Annotated in this window: 6 protein-coding genes; 5 read left to right on the forward strand and 1 reads right to left on the reverse strand. The window is 67.8% G+C overall.

Annotated elements, in window-relative coordinates; translation table 11 throughout:
* Positions 1-126: 126 nt before the first annotated feature.
* The gene (locus tag ACFWY6_RS37770; RefSeq protein WP_384700294.1) at positions 127-807 is read right to left on the reverse strand and encodes an NAD(P)H-dependent oxidoreductase; all 681 of its coding nucleotides are present in this window, start codon (positions 805-807) and stop codon (positions 127-129) included.
* Between the two features lie 205 nt (positions 808-1,012).
* Here ACFWY6_RS37770 and ACFWY6_RS37775 point away from each other — a divergent pair, with 205 nt between their 5' ends.
* The 5 genes from ACFWY6_RS37775 to ACFWY6_RS37795 all read left to right on the forward strand — a co-directional run.
* The gene (locus tag ACFWY6_RS37775; RefSeq protein WP_384700296.1) at positions 1,013-1,453 is read left to right on the forward strand and encodes a YybH family protein; all 441 of its coding nucleotides are present in this window, start codon (positions 1,013-1,015) and stop codon (positions 1,451-1,453) included.
* A gap of 9 nt (positions 1,454-1,462) precedes the next feature.
* Positions 1,463-2,461, forward strand: coding sequence for an amidohydrolase family protein (locus ACFWY6_RS37780; RefSeq protein ID WP_384700298.1), 999 nt, complete (start codon positions 1,463-1,465; stop codon positions 2,459-2,461).
* A 6-nt stretch (positions 2,462-2,467) separates the two neighbouring features.
* Entirely contained in the window at positions 2,468-3,277 is an 810-nt protein-coding gene (locus ACFWY6_RS37785) for an arylamine N-acetyltransferase (RefSeq protein WP_384700300.1), read from the forward strand.
* A 72-nt stretch (positions 3,278-3,349) separates the two neighbouring features.
* Positions 3,350-4,162, forward strand: a complete 813-nt coding sequence (locus tag ACFWY6_RS37790) for an arylamine N-acetyltransferase (protein WP_384700302.1) — start codon at positions 3,350-3,352, stop codon at positions 4,160-4,162.
* A 37-nt stretch (positions 4,163-4,199) separates the two neighbouring features.
* A partial coding sequence (locus tag ACFWY6_RS37795; RefSeq protein WP_384700304.1) for a 3-oxoacyl-ACP synthase III family protein occupies positions 4,200-5,262 on the forward strand: 1,063 nt, incomplete at its 3' end.

Raw genomic sequence — 5,262 nt, forward strand, 5'->3', positions numbered from 1 at the left:
CACACCCCCAAAACCCCCATCCTTCCTGTTCTCGTGGGATGTTATTTTTTAAAAACACCCCCCCCCCGCCCGCCCGGTGGGGGCCGGTCGTCGTCGGGCTTCACGCGGTCGGTGCGGCGCCTTGGATCAGTCCATCGACAGGTGCGGGAACTTCCTGGCGAGGTCCTCCAGGCTGACGTAGTTGATGGCGGACTCCGTCTGCTTGAGCCCGATCTGGTAGGCGGTGGCGACCTCCACGACCCGCTGGGTCTGGTACTCGATCGCCTTGATGTTGTCCTCGTGCACATGGTTCGCCAGGTGCCGCGAGATGCTGCACGTGCCGTACGGCGAGCCGTTGTGCTCCGAGGCCAGGATCTCCACGCTCGACCCGTTCGGCACGATGAGCGAACCCCAGTGGCACAGGGCGTTGTGAAGGGCGAGGATCGCGGTCTGCGCGCCCGCGTGCGCCGCGGACCCCGAGGCGAACACGGTGACCGCCTTGTTCACCAGCATGCCGGGGATGGCGACCGGGCCGGAGTGGTCGATGAAGTTCAGCACCTGCGGCGCCGGAAGGCCGAAGTGGACCGGAGTGCCGATCATGATGGCGTCGGCCCACAGCAGGTCCTCCAGCGTCACCACCGGGATGTCCGCGGTCTTGGTCTCCAGGTCGTCGTACGCGTCGTTGTCCAGCACCATCGGGTCCGGAAGCTCCCCGAACTTGAGCAACTTCGGCTCGGCGCCCGCCTTCTCGGCCGCCGCCGCGGCCGCGGCCGCCAGCTGGTAGATGTTGCCGCTCCGGGAATGGAAGATGATGGCTACCTTGGTCACGGGTACTCCTCGCCCCTCGTCTTTTCGATCACCACGTCATGATCGGTATGTGCGGCATCATGAGTTCCGCGCGACGGGTATGCATAGCCGGAGGCCGCACAGTTCGTCAGGTGTGCAATGCGATCCTCACGATGACGACGGCGACCTGACAAACTGGCCTGTGCCGAGTTGAGCGCCCTCCCGTGCTGCCAGTGTGCTGTCCGCCATGGTGAATTCAACCGATCAGGCGACCGACCTTCCGACCGACCTTCCGGCTGACCTTCAGACGGAACTTCCGACGGACCTCATGCAACTCCCCGGTGCATTCGCGGAGGCATTCAACGCCGGCAATCTCGAGATCCTGCGGATGCTTTTCGACCCGCAGGCCATGCGCGTCCTTTCCCCCGGTAAATTCCAGGCCGGCGACGAACTCTGGGACACGGGCGAGGAGACGCTCGCCCACCGGCTGCCCATCAGCCTCAAGGTGCGGCATGCCTACACGGTCGGCGACACGGCCCTGATGATCATCGACTATGTGCACGAGGGCACCGGTCCCGACGGCAAGCACGTCAAGATCGAGGGCACGGCCGCCGACATCGCACGACGCGGCGCGGACGGCGTCTGGCGCTGCCTGATCAGCAACCCGTCCGGCACGAGCAAGGCCTGAGGGCCGGGCATGCGGGACGACACTCAGGCATCCGCCGGGAAGCCGTGGCGGCGCGCCATCGACGTACACCACCACATCCTCCCGGACTTCTACCACGACGAACTCACGGCCATGGGAATTCCGGTCGTGCTGCCCGGAATCGACAAGCCGACGTGGGACGTCGATGCCAGCCTCACCATGATGGACCGCCATGGAATTCGGTCCGCCGTGGTGAGCGTCTGGCCGGGAGTTCCGGGCCATCTCGAGGCCAAACCGGCCGCGGAATTCGCGCGCCGCGTCAATGAATACCTCGCCGGTCTGGTCGCCGACCATCCCGGCCGGTTCGGCGCATTCGCCGTGCTGCCCTTTCCGTACATGGACGTGGCGCTGGAGGAGTTCACCTACGCCGCCGATGTGCTCGGACTCGACGGCGTGGGCCTGGTCAGCAACTACGGCGGTCAGTACGTCGGGGACCCCGCGATGGACCCGCTCTTCGACGAAGCCGCGCGCCGGAAGAAGCCGCTGTTCGTCCACCCCACCCTGCCGCCGGCCGGCACCCGGCCGATGCCGGACCTGCCGGCACCGTGGTACGAGTTCCCCTTCGAGACGGTCCGGGTCGCGGCCCAACTCCTCTACAACCAGACGCTCGAGAGGTACCCCGAGCTCGCGGTGATCCTGCCGCACGGCGGGGGCGGCGTGCCCTCCTACGCGGGACGCCTCGCTTCCGGAGGGCTCATCAGCCCGGCGCTCGCCGAGCGGCTGCCCGAGGACCCCATGCGCTCGCTGCAGCGGCTCTACGTCGACATCGCGATGACCGGTGACGCGCACGCCCTGGCGGCCCTGCGCTCGTTCGCCCCCGCGAGCCAGATCCTGGTCGGCTCCGACTTCCCGCTCATGCCCGAGGCGTACACCCTCGGCACCGGCCACGGTGTGCTGGCGCACGGGAAGTTCGACGCCGAGGAACAGCTCCTTCTCGACCACCGAAACGCCGAGGGACTCTTCCCGAGGCTCAGCGGAAAGGAAGCGTGAGACATCGTGCTCGACGAGCGGACCGTATCGGCCTATCTGGACCGCATTTCCGCCGACGCCCCCAAGCGCCTGGACGCCGCCGCACTGCGCCATCTGCACGAACGCCATGTGCTCTCGGTGCCGTTCGACAGCCTCGACTACCACTCGGGCGACGAGATCTACCTGGACGAGCGCGTCATCGAGAAGATCGTGCACCAGCGCCGCGGCGGCGGGTGCTACGAGATCAACGCCGGCTTCTACCTGCTTCTCCAGGCGCTCGGCTTCGATGTGACGCTGCATCAGGGGCGGATCCGCTTCGGCAGGTTCGAAACGCCGCCCTACCACCACATGATGATGACCGTCGCCATCGACGGCGTCCGGTGGATCGTGGACATCGGCTTCGGCAAGGGCAACCGGCACCCCATCCTCGTCGACTCCGACGACCTCTGGGACGACCCGCACGGCGTGTTCTCCACCGAGCGCAAGGACCACCGCAGCGTCGAGGTGCTGCGCAACGGCGTGCCCCAGTACGTGTTCTACGAGGAGCCGGCGGAGCTGAGCGACTTCGCCCAGACGATGTGGTGGTACCGCACCTGCCCGGGCTCCCCGTTCCTGCAGAACATCTTCTGCTCGCTGCCCCTGGAGAACGGCTGGGTCAGCCTGCGGGACGACGAGTTGACCCTCACCACGGGCGAAGAGAAGACCACGGAGAAGCTCGCCGACGACGCCGCCGTCGTGGCCGCCTACGCGAAGTGGTTCGGCATCGAGATGGACAAGCGGCCCGTGCCGGGACCGCACACCACGAACAAGCTCCGCTTCTCCTTCGAGCAGGACTGACGCAGGACCGACGCAGGACCGACGCAGGGCTGACGCAGGACCGACGCACCCACTTCGCCCAAGGGAATCGCCATGCTGGACGAATCGACGACGACCGCCTACCTGGAGCGCATCTCGGCCAGGCGCCCGGACCGCCCCGACCTGGACTCGCTGCGCCACCTCCATGAACGCCATGTGCTGTCCGTGCCGTTCGAGAGCCTCGACTACCAACTCGGCCGCGAGGTCCACTACAAGGACAAGCGAGTCGTCGACAAGATCGTGCACCAGCGCCGCGGCGGAGGCTGCGGCGAGATCAACACGTCGTTCTTCTATCTCCTGGAGACCCTCGGCTACTCGGTGCGGCTGCACCACGGGCGGGTCTGGATCGGCGGCGAGCTCAAGGCCCCGTACAACCACCTCCTCGTCTCGGCGGAGATCGACGGCCGGCGCTGGATCGTCGACACCGGATTCGGCAAGGGCAGCAGGTACCCGCTGGCCATGGACACCGCCGACGCGCAGCCCGATCCGCACGGCGAGTTCTCCCTCCGCGTCGTCGACGACCGCTCGACCGACGTGCTGTGCAACGGCAAGCCGCTGTACCGCTTCTACGACGACCCGGTGACCCTCTCGGACTTCGACCAGGTCATCTGGTGGTACCGGACGAGCCCCGACTCCCTGCTCCTGCAGAACATGTTCTGCCAGCTTCCCCTCGACGACGGCTGGGTCCTCCTGAAGGACGACGTCCTTTCGATCACCAGGGGAAAGGAGACGACGACCGAGAAGCTCGCCGACGACGCCGCCGTCCTCGCCGCCTACGAGGAGTGGTTCGGCATCAGCTTCGACGAGCGGCCCACACCGAGCCCCCATCGCAGTTCCTCCGTACGCATGGCGTTCGAGGAGAAGTAGGTGCCGCGGCACCGCAGCACCGGAACAGGAGGTCGTCATGCCCAAATGGGAACTCACCCCGGTCTATCCGCGCAGTGTCGCCCTGGCACTGCCCGAACGGGTGGTCACCAACGAGGAGTTGTGCGCTTCGCTCGACACCACGCCCGAGTGGGTCGAGGAGAAGACAGGGATCAAGGAGCGCCGCTTCCTCGACCCGGAGGACACCGTGGCCGACCTCGCGGTCGAGGCCGCTGAGAAGGCGCTGGCCACGGCCCGCGTCCAGGCCGCCGCGATCGACGTGCTCGTCGTGGCGTGCACGACGCCGGACTGGGTCATGCCCTCGCTCGGGGTGACCATCGCCGAGCGCCTGGGGATAGCGACCCCGCGCATCGTCGACCTCACCCAGCACGCCTGCGCGTCCACCGTGTACGGGATGTACATGGCCGCGAACCTGCTGCAGGAACCGGGCCTGGAGACGGCGTTGATCGTCTGCGCCGAGCGCGGCTCCGGCGGCACCGACCCGCAGGACCGCGTCACGCGCATCTTCTTCGGCGACGCCGCGGGGGCCGCCGTGCTGCGCAAGTCGGAGAGCCGTGCCGGGCTGCTCAGTTACGACCTGGGCAACACCTACTCGGACGCCGTCCGGATGGCCGCGCCCTGGCGCCTGAACCAGGAGGTGCCGGGATCCCCGACCCCGACACCGCTGACCCCGTATCTCCACATGGACGGCAGCGTGGTGCTGCGGGAGGCGATGACCCGGCTCCCCAAGTCCCTGAACGAGGCGCTGTCGTCGGCCGGCGTCACCGTCGACGACGTGCACGGCTTCGCCCTGCACCAGGCGAGCGCCAAGCTGGTGCGGCAGATCGCGCGCAGCGTCGGCGCGGACCTGGGGCGTGTCCCCATCACCGCGGACACGTTGGCCAACACGGCTTCGGTCTCGCCGCTGACCTCGCTCTGGCGGGTCGCCCACGACGGGCTCGCCCGGCAGGGGGACCTGCTCGCCATCGGGGCGATCGGCGCCGGATTCCTCTACGGCGCGCCGCGGTGGTGCCCGCCCCCCGGGGGGGGTGGGTTTAAAAAACGTCGCGTCCCGCGGCAATGGCAGGGGTTATATGGGTGGT

Source organism: Streptomyces sp. NPDC059037 (genome assembly GCF_042740015.1).
In the GTDB taxonomy this organism is placed as follows: Bacteria; Actinomycetota; Actinomycetes; order Streptomycetales; family Streptomycetaceae; genus Streptomyces.

What these genes read in the sequence shown, in the direction of transcription:
- ACFWY6_RS37775 (WP_384700296.1), top strand. Translation starts at nt 1,013, where the DNA reads ATGGTGAATTCAACCGATCAGGCGACCGACCTTCCGACCGACCTTCCG.
- ACFWY6_RS37780 (WP_384700298.1), top strand. Translation starts at nt 1,463, where the DNA reads ATGCGGGACGACACTCAGGCATCCGCCGGGAAGCCGTGGCGGCGCGCC.
- ACFWY6_RS37790 (WP_384700302.1), top strand. Translation starts at nt 3,350, where the DNA reads ATGCTGGACGAATCGACGACGACCGCCTACCTGGAGCGCATCTCGGCC.